Genomic DNA, 20,910 nt, shown 5'->3' with positions numbered 1-20,910 from the left:
GGTTACTCGGCCTTCTTCGTCGGCACCGGGTAATACCCCGCCTTGGTGGCGGCGGCGTCGATCAGGCCAAGGACCGGCGCGATCACCATGCGGCGGTTGATCGCGTACATCGCCCACCACACCAGCGGAATCAGCACCGCCGGTCGGCTGAACGGCCACAGGTGCCAAAGCAAGATGCCCGCCAGCAGCGCGCAGGCCGCCATCAGCACGCGGCAGAAGGTGCTCATGCGGCAGGTGACGCGCACGCGCGTCAGGTAGCCGCTGCCGTGGTGATGCTCGGTGGCGGTGATGATGTGCACCTTCGTGTAACGGCTGCCGTAGATCTCCAGGTCCCACGGGCTCCAGCCACTGTCAGGCCGCGTACGCCAACCGGCGGTGCGCACGTCGTCACCAATCTGCTTCAAAAGCGGGAAGCGGTCGTAGTCCTTGTTCCAATAGCGCAGCGTGCTTGGGTCCGACGGGTCGAACGGCAGGTCGGACGACCACCGGTACCCCTTGCCCAGGCTCTTCATCACCTTGGCCCGCAGCCGCACCGAGTAGCGCGCCCACCCGCGCGCGATCGGCTGGCGATAGTGCAGCCAAGCGATCAGCGGGCGGGTGAGCCAATGGCGGTGCTTCGGCATGGGCGATTGAATCGCCGCCACGATCGCCAGCAGCATCGGCGCGATCGCCATGCCGACCCCGATCCAGAATACCGGGTTGGACGCGCCCAACGTCGCGAACGCCATGGAAAGCAGGAACGTGAAGCCGTACAGCAAATGCCACTCGATGCTCATCAACATCATGGCGGCCAGCGAGGCGGGCTTGCGGTAGATCGTTTGGAACAGGCCAGTGCCAAACAGGCCGTGGTAGATCACGTCGCCGCCCACGCGTACGCCGATCGCCTCACCGCCGTAGATCTTGCCGCGCCAGTGGCTGGCGCCGAGGGTGTTGAAGTGGTCGGGGTGCTTGTACTTCAGCAGCGCCTCGGCCTCGCCATAGCCGCGCTGTTGTTTCAGGTAGGCCTCGATGCTGTTGCGCCGGTAGTGCCACACCTGTGCCGCTGGCGAGAAGCCGATGCTGTGGCCCAGGTGCTGCAGGCGCCAGATGAAGTCGACGTCGTCACCGGCCTTGCGGAACTGGCTGTCGAAGCCGTTCACGAGGTCGAACGCCCACTTGTAGAACGCCATGTTGCAGCCAGGCACGTGCTCGGCGGTGCGGTCGTCGATCATCACGTGCGTCGGTCCGCCCGGGCTCAGGCCCACGCAGTCGGCGACCCAGCTGCCTTCGTCGGGAATGAGGTTCGGCCCGCCCATGCCACCGTGCCCGCCGCGCACGAGGCTGAGGGCGATGTAGTACAGCCAATCCTCATCCGCCTCGCAGTCGCTGTCGGTGTAGACGATGATCTCGCCGGTCGCGGTGCGGGCGCCCACGTTGCGCGCGTACGACAGGCCCTTGTTCTCCTGCCGCACGTTCACGACCCACGGGAACTGCTTCAGGATCTCCTGCGTGTTGTCGCGGCTGCCATCGTCGACGAACACCACCTCATAGTCGGGGTATCGGATGCGCTCCATCGATGCCAAACAGGTCTCGACCGTGCTGGCGCCGTTATACGAGCAGATGACCACGCTGACCTTCGGCAGCGTCACCTCCGCCACCTGCGGAACGCGGGGCAGGATCTGCTTTAGCGCCTCGAACGCCGGCTTTGGTGAGCGATCGCGCCGCACGAGGCCGAAGGCCCAGTCTTCGATCTGGTAGCCGTGCGTGTGCCAGTCGTCGGTGAAGCTGAAGACGAACGTGCCGACGAGGCCCTCGTCGAACACCGCCCGCACGTGCTTCACGAGAATGTCGGCCTGGCCGTCCTCGGAGTATTCGCGGAACGTGTCGATGCCGTACTCGCCGAGCATCAGCGGCTTCTCGCCGGCGATCATCTGAAGGCGTGCGAGGTAGTTGCGGAAGACGGTGTCGTCGTGCAGGTAGACGTTGAAGCAGACGAAGTCGATGCCGCGCGGCTGAAGGTATTCGGTGGTCGGAAAGTTGGCGAACGTCACCAGGCACTGCGGCGCCTCGGCCTTTGCGATCTCGACGAGGTCGTCGATGAACGCCTCAACCTTGCGGGCTCCCACAAACCGCACGATCTCGGCCGGTATCTCGTTGACGACGCTGATCGCGAACATCGCCGGGTGATTGCCGCACGTGCGGGCGGCGTGGCGGACGGCGTCGTTGGCCTGGCGCGTTACCTCGGCATCGCCGACGAAGTTCAAATTCTTGGGCCACGCGACGTCGAGGAAGACCTTGATGCCGGCCGCGTCCGCTTCGTCCAGGAACCATTTCGGTGGCACGTGGTAGATGCGGACGCAGTTGGCGCCCAGGTCGTTCATCTGCGCGAAATCGCGCCGCACCTGCGCCATGCCGGGCAGTGGGTCGCCGTCGGCGTTCGGCGCGAACGGCCCGTAGGTCACGCCGCGCACGTAGAACTTTTCACTGCCCAGGCGGAAGAACTTGCCATCACGCCAGATGCGGTCGGTGACGGGCACGGCCCGGCGCGCGCGTCCACCACCCGCAACGGGCGCGTCGGCCGGTGCGGAGACTTGCGGTGCCAAGGGGGTATCAACAACGGTCATCGTGACTTAGATCCACCGGGACGGCTGAGCGAATTCGGTCTCGATGGCGTTTCCGCGTCCTGCGATAACGGCACCGACGTCCTGCTACCCATTAGACAATAAACGCCGCGTCTGCGTTAGCCAACTTGGTCTCGAAATCTGCAGTTGTTCCTGCATCACTCGTCGGGTTCGCTCGCAGGTTATCGACACGCGCAACAACGCAGACGAAGGACGGCCTGCAAAGGTCGTCCCTCGTTCGCGTTGTAGGCATCTCCGCTCCGGAAGACACTACTTGTTCGGGGCAGCTTCACCCTTGTCGCCACCCTTTGCACCTTCGCTGCCTTTGAAGGGCTCACGCTTGTCCTTGGTGTACAACCGCTGGGCGCCGAACATCGCCAGATCCTTCGTTGCCGGGTTCACGCCCACCGCAAGGGTGACGCGTTCGCTCGGCAGGCCGTACTCGGCCAGGAACTGCATGACAACGGCCTTGCGGGCGTCGGTCAGCTCGGCGGCGGGCGCGTCGAAGTACAGGTTGACGGGTGCGGTACCGTCTTTGGCGGCGCTGGCGATCCGGGCGAGCTTCGATTGGCCGAGCGAGTTCAGCGCGTCGTGCTCGAAGTGCCGTGGGTAGATCATCGCATCTTCCAGCGCGCCCTCGTCGGCGTGGGCGGCGGCGAAGTCCTGGCCCATGCCGTAATTCTGGTCCAGCGACTGGTGCGGCCGCGTGGCGCAACCCGCGCCCAGCGCAAGGCCGGCAATCAGGGACACCATCAGGTTCGTCTTGGTCATCATCGGTTCCTCGTTGGTTAGCGCGTCCGTGACGCGTCGTCGTCTTCGTCTTCGTCTTCGTCTTCGTCTGCGTGACTCGCGTTCGTCCTTTACTTCATGATCTCGCTGTTCAGCACGTCCATCACCACCGGGCCGGCCAGCACGATAAACGTGGCCGGGAAGATGAACAGCACCAGCGGGAAGCTCATCTTCACCGATGCCTTGGCGGCCATTTCCTCGGCGGCGTGCTGGCGCTTCGTGCGGAGCGTTTCCGCCTGGATGCGCAGCGCCTGGGCGATGCTCGTGCCAAACCGGTCGGCCTGAATCAACATCGCCGACAGGGCCTGCAGCGGCTCGGAGCCGGTGCGAATGCCCAGGTTCTTCATCGCCTCGCTCCGCGACAGGCCCACGCGGGTCTCCATGTGGCAGATGCCCAGTTCGCGGCTGATGTTCGGATGCGCCAGCGCCAGTTCGGTGCCGACCCGCTGCATGGCGGCGTCGACCGTCAGGCCCGCTTCCACGCAGACCACCATCAAGTCGAGCGCGTCGGCCAGTCCGTACGCCAGTTGCGTGTGGTTTGACTTGATCGCGAACTTCAACCACAACTTCGGCGCCATGTACCCGATCAGCCCACCCACCGGCACGCCGAGGAACGGCAGCCCGGCCATGCTGCCCACCACGTAGCCGATCACCAGGCCGAGCACGAGGCAGATCACCTTGGCGCCGGTCATCACCTTGATGGCGCTGGGCGCGTAAACGCCGGCCATCGCCAGGTCCTGCCGCATCTTCGAGACCTTCTCGCGGTCCGTCGGCATGAACGGTTGGGCGGCGGCTTGCCCGACCCGGTTGATGAACGAGCCGACTTCCAGCCGGCCGGTGCTGGTCGACTGGATGTCTTCCATCGCGTTGCTGCTCAGGCGGTCGCGAAGCTTGGCCTCGTCGCCGGCCATGAGCATGCCCGTGAGGAAGTAGCCGAGCATCGCGCAGGCGCCGAAGATGCAGGCGATCAGTATGAGTTGCTGGTCCATCGGTCGTCCTTCTCGTTCAGTGGGCGGTGGTTAGTGGACGGTGGGCAGTAGAAGATCAAGAAACAGGCCTCTGCCCACCGTCCTACACCTTCACCGTCGTGATGCGCTTGATCGCCCAGAGCCCCACCACCTGCAGGCCGAACGCCAGGCCGAGCATCTTCAGGCCCTGGTCGGTGTGCAGCAGCTTGCTGGCGTGCTCGGGGCTCATGATGTACGTCAACATGAACATGATGGCGGGGAACGCGACCAGAATGTACCCGGTGAAGCGGCCCTCGGCGGTCTTGGCCTTCACGTGGCTCTGCAGGCGAATGCGGGCACGGATCATGCCGCTGATGTTGTTCAGCACTTCCGACAGGTCGCCACCCGTGCTGCGCTGGATGAGCACCGACGTGACGAAGAACGCGAAGTCGGTCGATTCCACCCGTGCGATCATGTCCTTCAGGCTGTCCTCCAGCGGCTGGCCCAGCGAGTGCTGGTCGTAGCAGCGGCGGAACTCGAGCGCGAGCGGCTTGGGCAGCTCGTCGCCCATCATCTGCAAACCGGTGGTCAAGCTATGGCCGGCACGCAGCACGCGGGCCAGGAAGTCGAGCGCTTCGGGCAACTGCTCGGCGATCAGCTTTTGCTTGTTCGAACGCTTGGTGTTCAGCACGAAGAACGGCACGTAGGCCAGGAAGCCACCCACCACGGCCGCCATGAACATCGAACCGGTCACACCGCCGGCGGTCAGCCCGCCCATGGTGCCGGCGGCGACGGCGATCAGAAGGAATCGGCTCAGCGGTACGTCTGGATAGGCTTGGATGACCCGCCGTTGCAGGTGGCGCATCAGCGAGAGCCGGGCCAGCGCTGCGGGCAGGGTTGGGTCTTCCAGCGTCAGCGAGATCTGACGCGGCTTCAACGCAGAATTGGTCGCCAGCGCGTCGCTGCTGAGGCGCTTGGAGAGCTGGCGCTTCTCGGCCCGTTCGGGGTCGATGAAGAACGACATCAGGCCCCACGTCAGCAGGATGACGCAACCGGCCACGAGGATGGGGATCAGTGTGGTCATAGGTGAACGGACGCGGTACGGTCCGGCATAGCCTTCATCGGACGTTCGACGGTCCGGGTTTCGCCAGGTTGGCCGATTTTGCGGACATTTCCATCCGCGCCGGCCGCCAACAGGTTTCCGTCGCTCTACATCTCGATCACGCGGCGCGTGAACAGGTCGCCCGGCAGCGAAATGCCGCGATGTTCGATGCGCTCGGCACAGCGCGGCCTCAGGCCCGTGGCGATGAACCGCCCGGTAGCGTGGCCGTTCTCGTCGACGCCGCTCTGCTCGAACAGGAACAAATCGTGCATGGAGATGTTGTCCCCTTCCATGCCGGTAATCTCGCTCACGCTCGTCACCTTACGGCGACCGCCCGATAACCGGCGCGCCTGGATGACGATCTGAATTGCGCTGGCGACCTGCGCCCGCAGCGCGCGGATCGGAATTTCGTAGCCGGCCATCGCGATCATGACCTCGATGCGGGCCAGCGCGTCGCGGGCGTTGTTGGCGTGCACGGTGGTCATCGAACCCTCGTGGCCGGTGTTCATCGCCTGCAGCATGTCCAGGGCCTCGGCGCTGCGCACCTCGCCAATGATGATGCGGTCGGGACGCATGCGGAGGCAGTTCTTCACGAGGTCGCGCTGCGACACCTCGCCCTTGCCCTCGATGTTCTGCGGGCGCGTCTCGAGGCGCACCACGTGCGGCTGCTGCAGTTGCAGTTCGGCGGCATCTTCGATCGTGATGACGCGCTCGTCGGTCGGGATGTAGCGCGAGAGGCAGTTCAGCAGCGTCGTCTTACCCGAACCGGTACCGCCACTAATGAGCACGTTGCAGCGGGCCTGCACGGCGGCGCTGAGGAAATCCATGACGGCGGCGGGGAAGGCGCCGTGGCGGATGAGGTCTTCCAGTTGCAGCGGCTTCGAACCGAACCGGCGAATGCTCATCGCGGGGCCGTCGAGCGCCAGCGGGGGAATGATCGCGTTGACACGGCTGCCGTCCGGTAGGCGCGCATCGACCATCGGGCTCGTCTCATCGACGCGGCGCCCCACCTGGGCGACGATGCGGTCGATGATCTGCCGAAGGTGCGCGTTGTCGCGGAAACGGGTCTCCACCTCTTCCAGGCGGCCCTTCTTCTCGACGTAGATGCGGTCAAATCGGTTGACGAGGATGTCGCTGATGGCCGAGTCCTTCAGCAGCGTCTCGAGCGGGCCGAGGCCGAAGGTCTCGTCCATCACCTCGTCCATCAGGCGTTCCTGCTCGCCGCCGGTGATCAGGCCCTTCTCGTGCTCGCATAGCGTGCGGACGAGGTTGCGGACCTCGTGGCGCACCGTGTCGGCGGGCAGCGTCTTCAGGTTCTGCACGTCCAGGCGATCTACGAGCTGCTGGTGGATGCGGACCTTCAGCTGCTGCAGGTAGACCTGTCGCTCGGTCAGGGGCACGACGACGCCTGCAGTGTTGCGCGACGGTGGCGTGAGCGAACTACCGTTGGCCGGTCGGGCGGCCTCGGCGCTGGGCAGCGTTGCGGCGGCGGCGCCGTTGGCGGCGAACAGGCCGCCCTTGCCGGCGGGCGACGCGCCATTGGCATGCGCCGCTGGCGCGGCAGGCGCCGGCGTGGGAAGGACGGCGGCCGAGGAGCTTGATCGTGAGAAGAGACCCATGGTGCGTGTTCCTAGTGATGCGTTCCGATGCCCCGCTCCCGGCACTCCGGGATCGGGAACTTACGCCGCCGAGCGACCCGTCCCCTGATCCTTCGTGGCCAGCATGTTGGCCAAATCGCGCAGGCTCGTGCTCATCTCGGCCTTGGGCGACCGCAGGACGGCGGGCTCGCCGAAGTTGATCGCGGCGATCGCGTTCTTGAAGTCGTTGGGGACGAGCCACGAGATCTTCAGGCCCAGCGCCCGCTCGACCTCGTCGGGCTCGATGTCGCGGTTTCGCTTCTCGTAGCGGTTGACGACGATCTTGATCTTGCTGCTCTCGATGCCCATGCGACGCAGGGCGCCCACGAACCGCTCGGCGTTCTTGGCGCTGGGCACGTTCAGCTGCATCACGATGATGTTCGTGTCGGCCGCGTGCACGACCGTGGTGTACATCGGCGCGATGCTCATCATGGAGTCGACCACGACGTAGTCGAACATGCGCCCCACCACCCCCATCAGCCGCGCCACGCCCGGCGGGTTCACGCGCTGCGTGTCCTCGGGCAAATCGGGGCGTGCCAGCACGGCCAGGCCGCTGGCGGCGTGGATCGTGAGCGCATTGTCGAGCAGCTGCTTATCGACCTTGTCGGCCGAGTCCATGACGTCGGCGATCGTGTATCGCGGGCGCAGGTCGAAGCTGTTGGCGACGCCGCCGCGCATCAGGTCCAGGTCTAGGATCGCGGCCTTACCGGCCTTGGCCAGCGAGGCGGCGATGTTGCACGACACCGTGGTCGACCCGCAGCCGCCCACCGTCGGGATGACGTGGATCACCTTCGCCCGCTGCGCCGCGCCGTGCATCTGCGACACGCGGTCGAGCGCGGCGGTGAACTTGTCGACGCTCATCGGCAGTGGGATGAACTCCTTCACGCCCAGGTGCATCGCCTCCATCAGCAGGTTCGCGTCGAGCACCTGGCTCATGAGGAAGAAGCTGATGTTGGCGTGCTGCCGCGGCAGGTGCGCGATCTTCTTCAGCGACTCGTGCGCGCCGGGGTCGAGGTTCACGATCACCAGCTGCGGCGCATCGGCCCGCGAGAGCATGCCGGGCAGCGTCTCGGTGGTGTTCAGCTGCGCCGACACGTTCGCGCCGTACTGCGACAGGAACGACGCCAGCTCGGCGCGGTTCGTCGGGTCGGCGTCGACGACAATGCAGTTCAAGTGCGTATACATCTTTGGCCCTCGGTCCCCACTCGTCTCGTGTTGCGCGGTTCGACCGCCCGGCGCGCACATGCTTGCTTGCGCGCGCCGGGCCGATCATGTCCTGACCGCGATTAGCCCTCGACCGGCGCCGTCGTCGGATCGGCAGCGGCGGGCGTAAAGCCATAGTCGCCCATAAACAGCGGCGGTGGCGCGACCTTCTGCTTGCCAGCGCTGGGCAGCGGGTAGCCCAAATTGCGCCCGAAGTAGAGCTCGGCGGTCGTCGGGTGGTGCCAGTTCTCACCGTTCAGCACCGGCACGTCGCCGGGGTTCAACGGGGCAACGAGGCGCGGCGTCACCAGCACGACCAGTTCGGTCTCGCTGCGCTGGAAGCGGCTGGAACGGAACAATGCACCCAGCACGGGAATGTTCGACAGCACCGGCACGCCGTCGCGCACCACCGTGCTGTTGCTGTTCAACAGCCCGGCGATCGCGAAGGTCTGACCGTCGGCCAGGTCGACCGACGTGTCGACGCGCCGCGTGCGGACGCCCGGCACCGTGGTGCCGCTGATCGTCACGCCATTGGTGTAGTCCAAGTCGCTCACCTCGGGCTTGGCTCGCAAGCGGATCTTGCCGTCACCCAGCACGATCGGCGTGAAGTTCAGGCGAACGCCGAACTCCTTGTATTCGATCGTGATCGTCGACAGCCCGCTCGCGCCCGCCTGCGGCACGGGGATGGGGAACTCGCCACCGGCCAGGAAGCTGGCCTCCTCACCACTGGTGGCGATCAGGTTCGGCTTGGCCAGCACGCGGGCCAGGCTGTTGCGCTCCATCGCGTCGATCAGGTAGTTGAACGACAGGTCGCCCCACGTGCCGCTGCCGACCACCGTTCCGACCGGGTCGGGCAGGCCGCGGCCCAGCCCACCGTTCAGCGCGCCGCCACCGAAGGCGTACGAGCCGCCCAGGCGAATGCCCAAGGCGTTGGTCGCCGAGCGGCTGACCTCGAGGAACTTCACCTCCAGCATCACCTGTTGCCCGCCGGCCACTTCGATCGTGTTGATGACCTTGGGCGCGAATGGCGAGGCGATCAGCGAGGCCTGCTCGGCGATGCGCAACGTCGGCGCGGTGCCGCGCAGGATCACGGCGCCGTTGGCCGCGTCGACCTCGATCGGCAGGTCGGGGAACGACTTCTTCATCTGCTCGCGCAGCGACTCGACGTCGAACTCGACGACCACGTCGATCGTCTGCGTCTGCTCGTTGTCGTCCCAGACGATGATCTGCGTCTGGCCCGGCCGCTTGGCCGTCACCAGCAGGTTCGTCGGACCGATCGGCGTAACGTCCGCGACGTCAGGCTCACCGACGCTCACGCGGCTGAACGGGGTCTTGGTCACGACGACCGAGCTCTTGTTCAGCATCAGGCGCAGCTGCCCGGCCTCGGCCGGCCGTGTGGTCGACGCCGCCGCAGTCACCGGCGCGCCGGTGGTGGTGGTCGTCGTCGTCATGGCGCCGGGCGTTGCGGTCTGACCCGTGGCGATCGTGGTGTTGAGCAACATCGCGGCCAGCGCGGCGCCGGTGGCGGCCGTCAGGCCGGCGAGCTTCGACAGGTTGGTGGTGTTCGTGCGGTTCATCGTGCGACCTCTGGGTTACGTTTGGTTGTGTGTGTGCTGGAAGATCGATTCGCTCGTGCTGCTGGGCGGGCCTGGTGTGGCCCGCCCCGGCAGCAGCGTTGCGTTAGCGGTTAATCGGCGAACATGTCGTCGGACGAGACGACCATGCCCTCGCCACGGTTCGATTCAAACGTCACCGTGCTCTGCACGCCGCCCTTGATGATCTTCACGATGCGGCGGCTCGGTTCGCGACGCGGGGCCACGGCCTCGACCGGCGCGACCGCGACCGGCTGCGTGCTGGGCGCGGTGTTCATCACCTGCTGCGTGACGGCCACGTCGTCGGTGTTCGAGCGACGCGTGCCGCGCAGCTCGGTCAGCGTGACGCCGGACGTGTTCGAGTCGGCGGTGTCGTTGTTGCTGCGGAGCACGAGGCGCGGCCGGCCGGCGGTGCTGGCCAGTTCGATCGTCTCGGCCTGCGTCGGCGTCACCAGCAGCGTGGCGCTGCGGAACGCGTCGGCGGGCGCATCCTTGGGCGCGGGGCCCATGCGCTGGCCGACCGCCTGCACCTTCACGCCCTGCACGAGCGTCTTGGTCAGCGGGCCGCCGCTGGCGTCACCGTTGAGCGTGATCAGCACGTCGACCAGGCAGCCGGGCACGATCAGCCCGCCCACGCCGGTCGTCTCCGTCACGTCGATCGTGATCGCACGCATGCCCATGGGCACCAGGGCCTGCAGCCCGCCCACCGCGCCCTTGGGCGCCAGCAGTGGCGACAGGACCGGCTGGCCGACGACCATGGGCGCGATCGTGACGCGGCCGATCACCTCAGTGACGTCCACGAACGTCCCGGGCGGCGCGACCGGGCTGCTCAGCGACGTCGCGGTCACGTCCTCCATCGCGATCTCCTGACCGGCCGTCAGGTCGCGCTTCAGCGTGACGATCGTCGTCTTCGCTTGGGCGCTGGCATCCGGACCGGGCTTGCTCATGCTGGACTTGGCGATCATCGCCGCGATCAGGCCCAGCACCACAGCCGCTGCGAGCGGCACGATTGTCTTGATGTTCATCTGCGTTTCTCCAAGTGGGGACGTCGCCCCGCACATTAGTCGTCCAACCGGTACAGTCGGTTTAGGTAATCAGGTCAGATTTATTCGATGTCTTGCGATGACCACGCACGATCGGCGCGCACCTTCCACCCCAGCGTGGCCCCAACGGTCCGCGCGCGCGGACCATGCGTGTCTTTCAGAACAGGTCGCGGGTGGACGAACCACCCGCGTTCGAGATCTTCGTTGGGATTGGCTTCGGCGGCGCGCCCCTTAGCCTTCGCGGCGCATCACGGCGGTACCACTGATGGTTTTAGTGGCATCCATCAACCCCATCGGGCGCAGGCCGATGGTGCCCCAATTAGCTTCAACCGTCACCCGGATGGGCCTGCCTGCGGGGACCGTCGCAAAGTCGATCGGGACCTTGCTGTCGTGATCGATGATGGTGACCGTGTACTGACTCGGTTTGAGGTTGGCGGCCTGCTGAAGCACGGCAGCGATGGCGGCCTCTGTGCTGGACTTCGACGAGCCGGCGATGATCGCCTCGCGCGCCCCTTCCCGGGCGGCGCCCTGCAGCGTGTTCTTCTTGAAGAACGCGTCGCCGAACTCGATCGTGCCGAACGTCAACGTTAGCAGCAGGAACAGGACGAGCGTCATCTCCAGCACCGCCGCCCCACCGCGCGTGCGACCGCGGGCCGCGAGCGGGCGGGTGACGAGGAATCGGGTAGAGCAGTTCTTCATTTTTACACTCCGATGATGGCCACGGCGAGCGACGCGGCCAACACGGGCACCGCGTACGGCAACGGACGACCGACGCTGACGTGCGCCATCCCCACCTCAAAGGCCTGCCGAGGGTTGGTCGGACGGGCGTAGATCGATCGGGACACCAGCACCGCGGCACTGCGGAACAGGCTGGCCAGTTGGCCGTCGCGCGTCGCGTTGAACAGCACGATGACCAGCGCGACGATCGCCGCACCCACCATCGTGTACAGCACGCCCCACGGGCCCATCCAGGCCCCCACCGCCGCCAGCAGCTTCACGTCCCCACCGCCCATCCCACCAAGCAGGAACAGCGACAGGCCGAGCGAAAAGCCGACCAGCAACCCGAGGATCGAACCCACCGGCGATACCGTGCCGACCATCCAGAAGCTCTGGGCGATGCCGGCCAGCGCCAGCGTGAGCGTGAGCGTGTTGCGGATGCGCCGCGTGCGCACGTCCTCGATCGCCGCCCAAATCAGCACGGCGAACATCGGGACGAATGGTAGTAGCGTCAGGCGCATAACGTTGAATCGACTGGGGAAAACCGGTCCTGCCCGGTTAAGGGAAGGATCGGGGGCCGGCCCCAATCTGAAGGACGGCCCCCGGTGTTCCGGTAAATCAGTTGCGCGACGCTGAACATCATGACGCGTCGCGCGGTGGCGGCGGGCTTACCAGCTGCTGTTGTTCTGCAGCGACTGCCACTTGCCGACGACCTTGCCACCGACGGCCGCGATGGCGGCAATCGAGGCGACGACGATCAGGCCGGCGATCAGTGCGTATTCCAGCACCTCGCCACCCTGCTCGTCCTTGATCAGGTTCGACGCCAACTTCTTCAGAGCCTTCTTCATGACACTCTCCCAATACAGGCGACCCACGTTCCGCGCCAGGTCGCTCGTTGGCGCCTTGGACACAGGCAAGCGTCCTCCCTTGGACACCGCAGCCCTGCCAACACGGCCGAGCTGGTCATGATCCCACCGCGTTGCGTCTGGCAACGCCCACGAATGGGGACCCGATTGCACTGATCTCATCGGAAGCGGAACGGTGCCGCATTAGTGGATTAGTCGGATTGTTTCGTGCGGGAGGATCTACGGAATCTGCCCGGATTCGTTATCGGACGTGCGAGGCCGCGGGAACCTCGTTTCCTGCCCCAAAAGCCCGTAATGGCGACGCCTGCGTCACGGTCGATGCGCAGCATCGAATCCCGTAGGGGCGACACCTGTGTCGCCCTCTTCCGTTCCTTGCGCATGTAAGAAGGGCGACGCAAGTGTCGCCCTTGCGATTGCGGCTGCGCCGCACCGCGACGCAGGCGTCGCCACTACGGGTTTGGGCTTGGGGGCGTCGCTTAGAACACGCTGAACAACAGGTAGGCGAACGGGGCGGCCAGAAGTGGGCTGTCGATGATGTCGAGGATGCCACCGAAGCCGGGGACGAGCCGGCCGCTGTCCTTCACCTCGGCGTCGCGCTTCATCATGCTTTCCAGCAGGTCACCGAGCTGGCCGATGCCGCCGATCACGCCACCGAAGATGGCCCCCTTCCACCAGGGCAACGCATAGCTGGTTTCCGCTTCGATGAACGGCGCGCACGCCGCCCCGATCGCCGCGGCGGTCAGGACGCCGAAGAACAGGCCTTCCCACGTCTTGCCGGGGCTCAGCCAGGGAATCAGCTTATGTTTGCCGAACGCGCGCCCACCGAAGTAGGCGCCGATGTCGGTGAACTTCACGACCAGCAGCATCATCAGGATGGTGATCGTCGTTCCCGTAAAGTGCGGCGACTGCTTCACGCGCAGCGCCAGGATGAACCATGCCAGCCCACCGAGGTACATCGTCGCCAGCACGGTGCCGGCCATGTGGTGGATCGCCTCGCTCGTCTGCTGCCCCCACGCCCGCCGAAGGGCAGCTAGCAGCATGACGCCAACGATGATGAACGCCAGCACGCTGGTCGAGATGACGCGGAAGCTGGCGAACTGCGTCATGAACGCGTGCAGGACCAGCGCCCCCGACCCCACCGCTGCAATGAGTCGATACGGTTTCACCTGCTCGGCCGCAAACAGGGTCGCCAGTTCACGGACGGCGATGGGCAGGACGAGGATGAGCAGGACGAGCAACCCGACCCCGCGCAGCGCGACGTCGCCGCGCGGGGTCGGCACGTGTAGCGCAGGCCAGGCTTGGGCGGCGTAGTCGAGGCCGAGCAGCACGAACAGGCCGAGCAGCATCAGCGGACCGAACGTCAGGCGATTGCGGAGTGAGGCTTCCATCTTGTGTTCGCGTCTATACCCCGTGGGTGCGCGGCGGGCAACTTTCCGCCGTTGCGCTGTCAGGCGCGCAATGGCGATGACGATTGTGTAAGTTGCCAGCCCGCGCGGCTCAGGCTAGAGTCCGCTGGTATACAGGAGACCTTGTCCCATGCGAATTGCATCGATCGCTTCAGCGTTGGTTTTGTTCCTGGCGGTCGCCGGTTGCGCTAAGGAAGATCGCGTCCTGTCGCGGTTCGAGCCCAACCGCCCGCTCCCCCTCGCCGCCACCGCCGACGAACCCGGCCAGTACCTGCTGTACGCCGCCGACACGCCGAACCCGATCTATCGCATCACGCTCGTGCGCCGCGCCCGCTTCGGCTTCCGCAGCATTGGTGGACAGGTCGTTGCCTTCGCCCAACGCCAGAACACCTCGGCGGGCAAGCCGCTGCTGGAAGACATCGAAATCCCCCTGCCGGGCGGCGATCACGTGGGATACTACTGGAAGTACCAGGCGCCGAAGGACAAGTGATCCCGCGGCGTAAGCCGCTCGGCGTCGCCGCTCTTCTGGAGGACAGGCATTTTTGCCTGTCTATCCCCCGTCTCCCTCACCGCACGCCCTCCCCCTCGGCGAGGGCCGGCGCGATGGAACATCTTCTCCGGACCAGCGATCAGATGGATCGCAGCGTATTGGTGTGATCCAGCGCGCCAAACCGCCGATTGCGCTTCGCGAACGACGCGATTGCCTTGTGCAGGTCCGGCGCCGCGAAATCAGGCCAAAGTACGTCGCTGACGTATAGCTCGGCGTAGCTGATCTGCCAGAGCAAGTAGTTGCTGACGCGCATCTCACCGGCGGTGCGGATCAGCAGGTCCGGGTCGGGCATGTGGGCGGTGTACAGGTGCTGGGCGATCATCTGCTCCGACACGTCCCGCGGATCGATCTGCCCCTGCGCCACCTTCTCCGCGATCGCGCGCACCGCGTCGGTGATCTCGGCCCGGCTGCCGTAGTTCAGCGCCAGCACCAGCGTTAGCCCAGTGTTGTTCTTCGTCTCTTCCAGCGTGATGTTCATCTCGTCCAGCACCGGGTCAGGCAACTGGTCGAGCCGGCCGATCTGCTGGAAGCGCACGTTGTTGCGCATCATGATCGGCCGCTGTTGGCGGAGGTAATCGATGTACATCTGCATGAGGAACGCCACTTCCTCCATGGGACGCTTCCAGTTTTCCAGGCTGAACGAGTAGAGCGTGAGGAAGTCCGGCCCGCCGTGCGACTTGCGCAGGTCGGCGCACTCATTGACGATGTCGACGACGACGTTGGCCCCCCGCTCGTGCCCGCGCACCCGCTCCAGCCCCCGATTCACCGCCCAGCGGCCATTGCCATCCATTATGATCGCGATGTGACGGGGAAACTTCTGTGGCGGAATGTCACGCAGGTCTACCATGGGGCGGAAATTGGACTACAAAAGACTCTGGAAGGCAAAGGGCAGAGTTGCCTTCGGTAGATGAGCTTGCCCCGTCTCGAACACGCGCGCGTGATGACAGCAAAAGACCTTGGTGCCTCACGCAAATCGGCATCACGAGCGGAGGCTTGCCGACCTGAGGAATCTCCCATGGCCCGTATCGTCAGTCAGTCGAGATCCCTCAGGTCGCCAAAGCTCCCATCGGGATGACAACTGGCGCGGCAGTCGCACGCGGGGCTTCATCAACCAGCGGGCAAACCGAAATCTCCCTCACCAAGCCTCTCCCATGGGAACATTGGTGAGGGACCGTAGTACCTACGGCGTTATTTAATCACCGGGATATCCGCCGCCGTCGTCGCGAGCCGGCCGGCTTTCACGCGGTCGTGCTCGTCCTTCACCCAGCCGATGCTGTCCTTGTTACGCTCCATCCACAGTGGCAACGGCGTCCGCTGGCCCTGCTTGGCCAACTCGGCGAACTCAACCACCACGTCGTCGCGGCTGTAGCCCGACAGGTCGTGCAGCTTGCCCATGTGAATGCAGAGCGTCGGGCACGGTTCGGTGCAAAGGGCGCAGAACAGGCACTTGCTGTAGTCGATCGCGAACCGGATCAGCTTGCCGTTCTTCGGGTCGTTCTCGTCGATGATGCCGGTGTTCTTGTCGATGCGCCGCGGGCCGGACTTGTCGATGTAGATGCAGTCGACCGGGCACGCCTTGGCGCACATGTCGCAGGCGATGCACTTCTCGGCCTCGAACTCATGAATGCCGCGGTAGCGCGGCGCGAACGACAGCTTGCGCTCGGGATACTGCACCGTGACCGTCCGCTGCACGCAATACTTCAGCGTGATGCGGAGCCCCGTGACGATCGAGCTGACCGTGTCGAAGATGTTGGCGAAGTACGCGCGAACGGGAGACATAACATCGATTGTAGGGCGGCGCGGGCCCCCTGTCTCACCCGCGCACCCGCTACTCCTTCTTCGGCGCCAGCTTGTACTTGGCCCAGACCGCCCGGTGCTTCGAACCGGACGTGACCGGCGAGTCCCACTCCACGCATTCCAGGCCGCGGCTGAACAGGTGATCCAACTGCACCCCGGCGAACCAGAACTTGTAGGTGGGCGCCGCCTCGGCAGCCGGGCGATCGGGCAGTGGCACGAAATCGGCGCCGGCCATGGCGTTGATGATGCGGTCGACGTCCTTGGCGCTCGTTCGCATGCGGAACGCGTTGCCCGCCGAGTTGAAGTCGCCGCCAACCACCGCCGGTCCATCGCCACTGCGGCGCAGTTGCGAGATGAGCCCGCTGACCTGCTTGCTGCTGCCATCACCGGGATCGAGGAAGCTTACCTCGTGATCGGTATTCACGACCTGAAGCGACCCCACCGGCGACTCGACCGGCGCCACCAGCGCCCGCCGGCGCTTCGGGCCCGACGCCTCCAGCCGCCACAGCTGCGCCTCACCGATCGGGAACCGGCTGAGCGTTGCCTGGCCTTCCCAGCCGAGCTGCTTCTTGTCGTCGGCCGGGTTCATGCGCGCGACCACGCCGTGCCATTCACCGACCGGCAGTAGCGCCCGCAGCTTGTCGATCGTCGGTTGAAGCGGCTCGCCGGGTGGGGGCAGTGGCACTTCCTGCAAAATCCAGACGTCGACCGTCGGCATCAGCCGTACGTCCTCGGCCAGCAACTGCGGCGTCTTCATCTCGCTCAGGTTGAACGTGCAGACCGTCAGCTCGGCCGGGTTCTTCGGTTCGACCTTGTCCCCTTCCAGCGCGAATCGCTCTGCGGTCGGCACGTAGTCTTTCGGGCCGGCGCTACCGCACCCAATGACGAACGCCGACAGGACCATGAGTGCGACCCAGCGCCCGACGTGCTTCCGTGAGATCATGCCGGATCATAACCTGACCCGCCCCACGGATGACAACGGCTGATGCGCTTGGTTGCCCGCCACGCCCCGCGCCAGGGGCCGTGCTTCTGGATCGCGTCGATCGCGTACTGGCTGCACGACGGGTGAAACCGGCAATGCCCGCCCATGAACCGCGCCAGCGTCGCCCGGTAGACCAGCACGAGTTGGATGAGCAGCCAACTCAACTTGGCGCCTTCGATCGAGATGTCCACACCTTGTGAATCTTGGCGATGCCGGCCGACAGGTGTTGTTGGTAATCGATCAACGCCAACGGCTTGTGCGGCCGCACGACGACGACAACATCGTACGCCGCCGGCCAATCGTTGCGCGCCAGTCGGAACGACTCGCGCAACAGGCGCTTTATGCGATTGCGGGCAACCGCGTTCCCCACCCGCCGCCCGATGCTGATGCCCAGCCGCGACTGCGCCCCCACCGCCGCGGGCACCGTGTGAAACACCAACGGCCCGCGCGTGTCGCGCACGCGCTGGTCCATGATGGCGCCAAACGTGCCAACGCCACGCAGGATGGCCTGACGAGGGAAGTTGTTCCGCAGCGGCACGTTCATTGTTACCCGCTACATCTTAGAACCCCACGCTCCCCAGCGACAGTCGCCCCGCCACTCCCCCTCTCTTCTGTAGGACAGGCATTCCTGCCTGTCTCTCCCCCCGTCCGGTTTCCCCCCGTATTCTCTTGACTGTGGCATAGGCATTCTTGCCTGTGTCTCTTTTCCGTCGTCTCTATTGCGCCTCCACGAAAGCAAATACGAACGCGAAGCACGCGAAGGGCGGACGCGAAGGAGCGCGAAGAAGAAGAAGGTGCGCTTCGCGGCGGCGGTCTGGGTAAGGCAAAACGCGAATCCGTGCACCATTTTGCACCATTGTGCAACATCGGTAGGTCGCGACGCGAACGCGGATGTCCACGATGCCGGCTATTCAGTTGTCAAAGAGCACGCTATCCATCTCTACGCCCGCGCTGCGCAGAAGACGCGGGGTTGGCGCAACACCACCCGCATTTCTTCGCGTCCGCCTTCGCGTCCTTCGCGCCTTCGCGTCTCTGCCTCTTCGCCATCTCAGCTAGCGCTGCGTGGCAGATAAGAATGTCTGTCCCACCAAATAAGAGACGCAGGCAAGAATGCCTTTGCCACAGAAGACCGAAGAATGAATACGGGGGGAGAGACAGGCAGGAATGCCTGTCCTACAGAAGAGAGGACAGTGGACGCGGGGCGGCGGGGAATTAGCCGACCTTGATGCGCTTCACCAGGCCGCTCAGCACGGCCCGGTCGATCTTCAGGTTCTCGTTCTGGATGGCCTTCACCAACACCGACGGGCAGACGATCAGCGTCAGTGGACTGACGGGCTCGCCGTCGTGGCTCGATAGTTGGTCGGCGACCAGCTTCAGTTGCTTCAGTTCGACGGGCTTCAGGCCGATCTGCTTGCGCACCTCGCGCAGCAGCTTGCCGGCGTGGTTGACCGAGCGAACGGCCGGCGCGTTCTCACCGCGGCGACTCAGAAACGCCAGCAGCAGCAGGACGCCGACACCGCCACCGACCAATAGCAGGATCGAGCTGCCGTTGGAGCCCTGACTGGTCATGCTGTCGTTGATGCTTCGGAAGACGTCCTCCTGCTTCACCTGCGCCAGAAGCGGCGCCGGCGACAGCAGGGCAACGATCGAACCGATGCACGTGAAACGCGTGGTCATGTTGTTTCCTTCCTGCATCTACTTCCGCCTTCAACTTACCCCGCCTTGGCCACTTTCTGTTGCGCCGCCAGCTCGGCCGCGGCGCGCAGGATCGTGATGGCGTAGCGGCGCACGCGCACGTTCGGGTCGGACTTGGCCAAGCGGCCGACCTCGCTCAGCAGTTGCCACAGGCCCATCGATCGCAGCGCCCACATGCCCGAGATGCGGTGTTCGCTGCGGTCGTCGCGCAGCATGGCCTGCAGTTGCGCCACCGCCGAGGCGACGCGCAACGTGTGCAGCGCCTTGATCGCGTTGGCGCGCTCGCGGGGGCTGGTGGCCCGGGCGCGTTGCATCAGGATTGGCAGGAATTCCGTGCGGCGGCTGACGGCCAGTAGTTCGATCGTGTTGGCGCGCACCCGGCCGTCCATGTCGTTCAGCAACCGGTCGATCAGCGCCGCCGGCAGTGCGGTGGTGGCCGAGGTGATCACGCTGACCGCCTTGCTGCGCAGGCGCGGGTTGGCATCGACGCACAACCGCATGATCGGCATGCGAAGCGGCTCGCCCAGCTCCAGCTCGCCGGCGATCTGCATCGCCTTCACCTTCTGTTCGAGCGGGCCGGCCTCCAACTTGCGCGCGAGCCGTGCGATGGCGTCGGGCATGATCTTCAGCATCGCCCGGCCGGCCTGGCGGCGCGTGGGACGCGGCAGGCGGTCGAAGCGGTTCCAGAAGTGCTCGAACCCCACCTGCCCGATCGCGCGAGTGATGATGCGCCGAACGCTGGGCGACGTGGTGCTGACGCGCTGCAGCAGGATGTTCTCGTAGTCCACCGGGCGCCGCCGGACGATCTCCCGCGCCGCCATGCGGGCGATGCGTTCGTCCGAATCACCGATGAGCTTCGTCAGCAGCCGCACCGAGGCGCCGCGCTTGCGCCGCATCGCGATGCGTAGCAACCGCAGCCGGGCGGAGACGTCGTCGCGGGAGATGTCGGCCAGCCGTTCCAGCCGTTCGTCCTGCAACGCGTCGTGCATGCCTGATGCGCTCAACCACTCGGCGATGCGCACCGATTCACTTGCGCTTCGGCGGTTGGCGTCCTTCAGCAGCGTGGCGTCGTCCCACCACACGCCGCGCGTGACCTGGTGGACGCAGGCCTGCAGCGCGTGGTCCTTCAACCAGTGCGTCTTGCGCAGCAGCGCATCGAGCACGGGCGACTCGTCGATGTTCGAAAAGATGTTGCCGAAGTGCGTCCGCAGCCCACCGGCGCTGGCGGCCAGCAGGAAGGCGGGCACGTGCTCGCTGGCCGGCGCCTGTTGCAGCCGGCGGACCATGGGGGATTGCCCGCCATGCTTGGTGAGGCGCAGGATCTCGAACGTCTTGCTCTGAGGATTGTCGGCCAGCAGCACCGCGGCGCGCAACAGCTCCGACCCGTGGCGCCCGCGATGGATGTCGATCGCCCGGGCGACCGCGGCTTCGATTTCGCCGCGCTGTTCGATGAGTTTCTTGTAGTCAGCGGTGAACTGGGCCGGGTCGGGTGGCAGCAGCTTTTCACCGGCCGAATCGATGCGGATCTCGGTGCTGGCCTGCAGGCGCTTCACCTCACCCGCAGCCCACCGCGCCAGCGCCGCCATCGCGTCGCACGCGGCCTTGCTGACGGCCTCGTCGGGGTCGTGCAGATGTTCGGACAGCACGTATGCCAGCTTTCCCTGTCGCCCCTGGGCGATCAACCGCAGCGCCGACAACCGCCGCCCCACCTGCGTGCCGCGGGCGCTCTCACGTAGCGCGCTGTGAAACACCTTGATCTCGGCGATCACCAGTTCCTGCAACTCGCCCGGCAGCGCCTCGTACTGCGAGATGATGCCCCCCAGCCCGCGGTTGGTGCCGCGCTTCAGCAGCCCCCCCATCGCGACCGCCTTCTCCCGATCGACGCCAAGGCGCAACGCTTCCAGCAGCACGTCGTCGGCGGCCCCGTTCTTCGACGAGGCCAGCGCATGGATCAGTCGGTCGAGCATCTCAAAATTGTTATCGG

At 65.6% G+C, this 20,910-nt stretch carries 20 protein-coding genes; 1 reads left to right on the top strand and 19 read right to left on the bottom strand.

The window, feature by feature from the left end:
* Nucleotides 1–2 precede the first annotated feature (2 nt).
* From VGN72_16330 to VGN72_16275, 12 genes are all read right to left on the bottom strand, one after another.
* Nucleotides 3–2,603, bottom strand: coding sequence for a glycosyltransferase (locus tag VGN72_16330; protein ID HEV7300936.1), 2,601 nt, complete (start codon nt 2,601–2,603; stop codon nt 3–5).
* A gap of 267 nt (nt 2,604–2,870) precedes the next feature.
* The gene (locus tag VGN72_16325; GenBank protein HEV7300935.1) at nt 2,871–3,371 is read right to left on the bottom strand and encodes a hypothetical protein; all 501 of its coding nucleotides are present in this window, start codon (nt 3,369–3,371) and stop codon (nt 2,871–2,873) included.
* A gap of 89 nt (nt 3,372–3,460) precedes the next feature.
* Nucleotides 3,461–4,378 carry a type II secretion system F family protein gene (locus VGN72_16320; protein HEV7300934.1) on the bottom strand — a complete coding sequence of 306 codons (918 nt, stop codon included), beginning with the start codon at nt 4,376–4,378 and terminating at the stop codon, nt 3,461–3,463.
* Between the two features lie 82 nt (nt 4,379–4,460).
* The gene (locus tag VGN72_16315) at nt 4,461–5,420 is read right to left on the bottom strand and encodes a type II secretion system F family protein (GenBank protein HEV7300933.1); all 960 of its coding nucleotides are present in this window, start codon (nt 5,418–5,420) and stop codon (nt 4,461–4,463) included.
* 125 nt (nt 5,421–5,545) lie between these two features.
* Nucleotides 5,546–7,057 (bottom strand): CpaF family protein, encoded by a 1,512-nt coding sequence (locus tag VGN72_16310; protein HEV7300932.1) that lies wholly within the window; start codon nt 7,055–7,057, stop codon nt 5,546–5,548.
* 60 nt (nt 7,058–7,117) lie between these two features.
* Nucleotides 7,118–8,260 (bottom strand): AAA family ATPase, encoded by a 1,143-nt coding sequence (locus VGN72_16305; GenBank protein HEV7300931.1) that lies wholly within the window; start codon nt 8,258–8,260, stop codon nt 7,118–7,120.
* A gap of 101 nt (nt 8,261–8,361) precedes the next feature.
* Entirely contained in the window at nt 8,362–9,855 is a 1,494-nt protein-coding gene (locus VGN72_16300) for a type II and III secretion system protein family protein (GenBank protein ID HEV7300930.1), read from the bottom strand.
* Nucleotides 9,856–9,965: 110 nt separating this feature from the next.
* Entirely contained in the window at nt 9,966–10,895 is a 930-nt protein-coding gene (cpaB, locus tag VGN72_16295; protein ID HEV7300929.1) for a Flp pilus assembly protein CpaB, read from the bottom strand.
* 249 nt (nt 10,896–11,144) lie between these two features.
* Complete coding sequence (locus VGN72_16290; GenBank protein ID HEV7300928.1) at nt 11,145–11,612, bottom strand: TadE/TadG family type IV pilus assembly protein; 468 nt, start codon at nt 11,610–11,612, stop codon at nt 11,145–11,147.
* Between the two features lie 2 nt (nt 11,613–11,614).
* Nucleotides 11,615–12,121, bottom strand: coding sequence for an A24 family peptidase (locus VGN72_16285; GenBank protein ID HEV7300927.1), 507 nt, complete (start codon nt 12,119–12,121; stop codon nt 11,615–11,617).
* Nucleotides 12,122–12,298: 177 nt separating this feature from the next.
* Nucleotides 12,299–12,478, bottom strand: coding sequence for a Flp family type IVb pilin (locus VGN72_16280; protein ID HEV7300926.1), 180 nt, complete (start codon nt 12,476–12,478; stop codon nt 12,299–12,301).
* 494 nt (nt 12,479–12,972) lie between these two features.
* Nucleotides 12,973–13,884 carry a phosphatidate cytidylyltransferase gene (locus VGN72_16275; GenBank protein ID HEV7300925.1) on the bottom strand — a complete coding sequence of 304 codons (912 nt, stop codon included), beginning with the start codon at nt 13,882–13,884 and terminating at the stop codon, nt 12,973–12,975.
* Between the two features lie 148 nt (nt 13,885–14,032).
* On the opposite strand from VGN72_16275, the gene VGN72_16270 reads away from it, so the two are divergent.
* Nucleotides 14,033–14,392: a hypothetical protein gene (locus VGN72_16270; protein ID HEV7300924.1), complete on the top strand. Its 360-nt coding sequence runs from the start codon at nt 14,033–14,035 to the stop codon at nt 14,390–14,392.
* 139 nt (nt 14,393–14,531) lie between these two features.
* Here the strand turns inward: VGN72_16270 and VGN72_16265 are convergent, their stop codons facing one another.
* The 7 genes from VGN72_16265 to VGN72_16235 form a co-directional block, all read right to left on the bottom strand.
* Nucleotides 14,532–15,299, bottom strand: coding sequence for an isoprenyl transferase (locus VGN72_16265; protein ID HEV7300923.1), 768 nt, complete (start codon nt 15,297–15,299; stop codon nt 14,532–14,534).
* Between the two features lie 341 nt (nt 15,300–15,640).
* Complete coding sequence (locus VGN72_16260) at nt 15,641–16,231, bottom strand: NADH-quinone oxidoreductase subunit I (protein HEV7300922.1); 591 nt, start codon at nt 16,229–16,231, stop codon at nt 15,641–15,643.
* A 49-nt stretch (nt 16,232–16,280) separates the two neighbouring features.
* A complete protein-coding gene (locus tag VGN72_16255) occupies nt 16,281–17,192 on the bottom strand; it encodes an endonuclease/exonuclease/phosphatase family protein (GenBank protein HEV7300921.1) in 912 nt (303 codons plus the stop codon).
* Nucleotides 17,189–17,395: a membrane protein insertion efficiency factor YidD gene (gene yidD / locus VGN72_16250; protein ID HEV7300920.1), complete on the bottom strand. Its 207-nt coding sequence runs from the start codon at nt 17,393–17,395 to the stop codon at nt 17,189–17,191. The genes VGN72_16255 and yidD overlap by 4 nt, the downstream gene beginning before the upstream one ends.
* On the bottom strand, nt 17,392–17,775 hold the full coding sequence (gene rnpA, locus VGN72_16245) for a ribonuclease P protein component (protein HEV7300919.1): 384 nt from the start codon (nt 17,773–17,775) through the stop codon (nt 17,392–17,394). Before rnpA ends, yidD begins: the two co-directional genes overlap by 4 nt.
* A gap of 668 nt (nt 17,776–18,443) precedes the next feature.
* Entirely contained in the window at nt 18,444–18,908 is a 465-nt protein-coding gene (locus tag VGN72_16240; protein HEV7300918.1) for a hypothetical protein, read from the bottom strand.
* A gap of 35 nt (nt 18,909–18,943) precedes the next feature.
* On the bottom strand, nt 18,944–20,893 hold the full coding sequence (locus tag VGN72_16235) for a HEAT repeat domain-containing protein (GenBank protein HEV7300917.1): 1,950 nt from the start codon (nt 20,891–20,893) through the stop codon (nt 18,944–18,946).
* Nucleotides 20,894–20,910 lie beyond the last annotated feature (17 nt).

It is taken from the genome of Tepidisphaeraceae bacterium (assembly GCA_035998445.1).
Classification (GTDB): Bacteria; Planctomycetota; Phycisphaerae; order Tepidisphaerales; family Tepidisphaeraceae; genus DASYHQ01.
Note: the sequence above shows the minus strand (reverse complement) of the source record. Positions and strands in the feature narration are given on the sequence as shown.